This window comes from Microcoleus sp. CAWBG640, from assembly GCF_020883015.1.
Lineage (GTDB): Bacteria > Cyanobacteriota > Cyanobacteriia > Cyanobacteriales > Microcoleaceae > Microcoleus > Microcoleus anatoxicus.
In genome coordinates this window covers 1-3,096 of sequence record NZ_JAHRFC010000186.1, presented here as the reverse complement: position 1 = coordinate 3,096, position 3,096 = coordinate 1, and the positions used below count along the sequence as shown (strand labels likewise).

The following is a 3,096-nucleotide window of genomic DNA, read 5'->3' as shown; positions in this document are numbered from 1 at the left end:
CCTGTGGAGTAGACAAACCTCTCAAGAGTCATCTTGAGACTACGATGAATCAGGAAGTTAACACCAAAATTTCTAATGTCCAGCTAAGTCTAGACTTTGGTAATTTTGGGTAGGTTTAACAGAGCGGTTCTGATATTTTGGGCGATCGCACAAAAGTTGGTAATTGCGCTTGAGCGCTGAAGCTACTTAACCAGGGACTACATTATATGACCACACAGATTTCCATGATGCTATGATATGTCAATTTCACAAAAAAGTCAAGTAAAATTGCTGTCATAATCTGCAAAGTTTTCTAAACAAAACAAGGAAAAATCAACCAGAATGGCTCTGATTGCTAACTCATAAGTAAGAACCCATAACTAATAACTATGATTTTAGGTTTCGATCCAGGTAAAGACAAGTGCGGTGTCGCCGTCATGGGTACAGATAATAATATCTCATACCATCAAGTTGTACCCTCAGAAAGTGCAATTTCGACTATTCAATCTCTCTGCGAACAGTTTCCCATTGACTTATTGGTGATGGGAGATCAAACAACTTCTAAGAAATGGAAACAACAACTTACCCAGAGTTTGTCACCTTCCATCGTCATTACTCAGATTGATGAGAGATACAGCAGTTTAGAAGCAAAGGAACGTTACTGGCAAATGTACCCTGCGACGGGACTCAATCGCTTGATTCCGCTGGGGATGCGGACTCCACCGCGACCCGTAGATGATATAGTGGCGATCGTCCTGATTGAACGGTATTTAAATCAGACTGGACTTACGCAACCGATACATTAATTCCGAAAGCTTGGGATGCTATGTTTTCATTGGGTGCATCTCAATGAGTGCAAATATATTCGTAGGGGCGAAGCATGACCGCTGTAAATCTCTGGTTATCCCTAATAAATTGTCTGCGGTCATGCTTCGCCTATGCAAAATCTGGATGAGCCCTTTTCATGGCAACCAATTCACCAGATTATCCACCGTATTAAAATCAAACAAAGATTCCGTTAAACTATCTAACTGAGCGCTGGACAACTGTAAAACTCTAGCTTGGATTGACTCGTCCAAAGTTCCGAGTTTTTGTGTTAGCAAACGCAGCACCAGATTGCTTTTTCCCTGCTGTAAACCCTGCTGTAACCCCTCCTGCAAACCCTGCTGTAACCCCTCCTGCAAACCCTGCTGTAACCCCTCCTGCAAACCCTGCTGTAACCCCTCCTGCAAACCCTGCTGCAACCCCTCCTGCAAACCCTGCTGCAACCCTGCTTCTAAAGCTTCTTCTCTAAACCTCTGTTGATCTTGAAAATAAAACACCTGCGCCTCCAATTCATCTAATTCCTGCCTGCTGAGATTTGTACTGTTAGCAATACTGAAAGCTTGCTGAATTGCTGAATTAGTTTCCAAGGATTCTGGAACCATTTCCAAACTGGGCGCTTCCTTGATAAAATAAATCCACTTGTCAGCCAGAGATTCTAACTCGGCAATAGATTTATTGAATTTCGGTAATTCCACAAAAATTAGAGTCATCACCGGAAACAAATAATCAAAATGTTCTTCCTCTTCCCTAAAAGAAAAGCGAGAAATTACTTTATTCGTGTTATTAAACAAAGTAAAATCAGTAATTGTCAAGGCAATTACCGGGTCTAATTGTAGGTATCCCTTACCAGTCATCAGTTGATTCGCATAGGCTTTCGCGGCATTGTAGGCAATTCTTTTTTCAAAAGCTTTCACATTCAAAACTTGCATTTCGATGACAACAATCGTGCCGTTATCGAGAGTTGCTTTGACATCTAAGTAGCTGTCTTTCAAGCCCATTAATTTTCCGGCTTGATAGGGATCGATAATTTGCAAATCTTGAATAGTGGGATTGCCTTGATAAATCAAGCCATTGAGAAAACTAATCAAAATGGGTTTGCTTTCGGCTGAAGCAAATATTTTTTTAAAGGCAAAATCTGTTCTAGGGTCAATAAAACTCATGGTTTTTAGCTCCTAATTTGTGTTACAACAAGTCCCCAAAGTTTGTAATCTGCCCAGGCGTGGGTTTCTGAGAAATTTCGTATAATTCCTGTGTCACACCCTTGGCGGTTGCTATATATCAAAAAATAGGGGAAATAGAAAATATATTTGATTTCCTTTCCCCCAGTTTCAGGACTAAATTCCTGACTGCTAACCTGTGATTAACTAACCGATGTTAGCTGTTTTTGTTTAACTTCTACCGGGGCACTCAAAGCCTCTTCCAAGTCAGCACAACCCAATTTTTCCTCCAAAATAGCCATCACTTCTCTGCCGAAATCATTGGAATTTCGCTGCCAAGCTTCCAAACAAATTTGACCGAAAAACGAACCCAAAGGCTCAGGATTCCACAGCAATTTTCGTGCTGTCCAAGGCATCAAACTCATCGGGTCATAACCAGGTTGCAAAATCTCCTGTTTAAAGGCGTATTCTTCCAAAATTGTGTGGGGCTGTAACCCGATAAAGAAAATCGCTGGCTCTACTTTGTCCGCTCCAAAAATCCGCTCCAATTCCCGGTGATAAGCAATGGTTTGGCGGATGGTTTCAAAGGTTTCATCCATCACATTAAAGGAGTAGTTTACGGAAACAACATCGTTGAAACCGGCGGCTTTTAAATCGCGGCAATTTTCCAAAACAACTCGTAAGTTATAACCCATACGCATTTTGCGCACTAATTCTTGGGAACCGCTGGTGATGCCAATTTCAAAGTAATTCATTCCCGTTTTTACCATCAAATCGCACAATTCTGGTGTGAGATTATCCGCACGGATGTAAGCAGCCCAGTGGATGTCTGTCATGCCGGCGGCGATGATTTTTTGCAAGAGTTCAACGGCGTCATCAATGAATTTGCGGGCGGGGATAAATTGAGCGTCGGTAAACCAGAAATTGCGGATACCTCGATCGTACAATTGTCTAATCTCCGCCACCACCTCATCCGCTGGATTGATCCGCACTTGCTTACCTTCAATCACCGTGTAAATGCAGTAACAGCAGTTGTGAGGACAGCCGCGCTTGGTTTGGACGCCGATGTAGAAGTCCCTATCCTGTAGATAATAGGAAAATTCCGGCCAAATGGTCTCGATGTACTGATAATTAC

At 42.2% G+C, this 3,096-nt stretch carries 3 protein-coding genes; 1 reads left to right on the top strand and 2 read right to left on the bottom strand.

Annotated elements, in window-relative coordinates; all coding sequences use genetic code 11:
* Window positions 1-368: 368 nt before the first annotated feature.
* Window positions 369-785, top strand: a complete 417-nt coding sequence (locus AAFP11_RS30070) for a pre-16S rRNA-processing nuclease YqgF (RefSeq protein ID WP_341740289.1) — start codon at window positions 369-371, stop codon at window positions 783-785.
* 156 nt (window positions 786-941) lie between these two features.
* Here AAFP11_RS30070 and AAFP11_RS30065 read toward each other — a convergent pair whose 3' ends face one another.
* Complete coding sequence (locus AAFP11_RS30065; protein ID WP_341740288.1) at window positions 942-1,964, bottom strand: Rpn family recombination-promoting nuclease/putative transposase; 1,023 nt, start codon at window positions 1,962-1,964, stop codon at window positions 942-944.
* A gap of 200 nt (window positions 1,965-2,164) precedes the next feature.
* A partial coding sequence (locus AAFP11_RS30060; protein WP_341740287.1) for a radical SAM protein occupies window positions 2,165-3,096 on the bottom strand: 932 nt, incomplete at its 5' end.